The 841-nt window shown below is 41.6% G+C and carries 2 protein-coding genes and 1 tRNA gene; 1 reads left to right on the forward strand and 2 read right to left on the reverse strand.

Annotated elements, in window-relative coordinates; all coding sequences use genetic code 11:
* Positions 1 to 259, reverse strand: a 259-nt coding sequence (locus tag QGG57_06920; protein MDP7007893.1) for a class I tRNA ligase family protein, incomplete at its 3' end; no start/stop codon positions are given.
* Positions 260 to 339: 80 nt separating this feature from the next.
* Between QGG57_06920 and QGG57_06925 the strand changes: the two genes are divergently transcribed.
* A tRNA-Met gene (locus tag QGG57_06925) sits at positions 340 to 446 on the forward strand.
* 4 nt (positions 447 to 450) lie between these two features.
* Here QGG57_06925 and QGG57_06930 read toward each other — a convergent pair.
* Positions 451 to 841: hypothetical protein (locus QGG57_06930; GenBank protein ID MDP7007894.1), on the reverse strand; the 391-nt coding region annotated here is incomplete at its 5' end.

Genomic DNA, 841 nt, shown 5'->3' on the forward strand with positions numbered 1-841 from the left:
CAACTAAATGGCCTTCCATTGTCTTCCAGCGACATACCATATCCTTGTACAGTCTTGAAAGAACATGATGGATTCCTGGTTTACCATTAGCTGTTGGAGGGCCCTCCAAAAAAGTAAATGGTTTGGAACCTTGACGATTTTGTACGCTCTTAGCAAAGGTATCCTCTTCTTTCCACCTTTCGGCTACTGATAATTCCAAGTGAACTGGATCATAAGTTCCAGTCCCTTGCGTCTTCTTTGCCGGTTTGGTTCTAACCATTATTGCGCATGATTCAAGTGGCCGTTATAAAATGTAACCAAACTTAAACTTAAATCCCCTTATCAATCAACTGCGATAACGCCGGGGTGGCTCAGCCTGGTAGAGCGTCGGACTCATAGGGTAGTATAGTTCCGGCTATGCCTGGGACATCCGAAGGTCGCGGGTTCAAACCCCGCCCCCGGCACCATAATTTAAGGACGGAAATCGCTAGGCTTGTCTCCACTGATTTTTGCGAGGGATTCAATGCATTCCTCATTTTTAGTGCAAATTTGAAAATAACATTCTAGACTACTTTCAGTCTCAAATTTTTGTTTACACACTTTACACTTACTTGTTGAATTAAACAAAACAATAAAGGAATCTTTGCGGAATCTGGCTTCATAACTTCCGCCTTTTGTCTTAACTAAAATAGAAGTTTTATGAGACTCACGGCGGCCTCGGTCTCCCCAACTTTCATTACGTCCAAAAACTAATCTGTAAACGTATATCAAAGGAATTGCTAATGCTATCAACACTGGAGGCCACGGAAAACAAAAATTAGCTACACAATATACATGCTCTCTTGAAGACCAAAAAAGAATA

Source organism: Candidatus Poseidoniia archaeon (assembly GCA_030748895.1).
Classification (GTDB): domain Archaea; phylum Thermoplasmatota; class Poseidoniia; order MGIII; family CG-Epi1; genus UBA8886.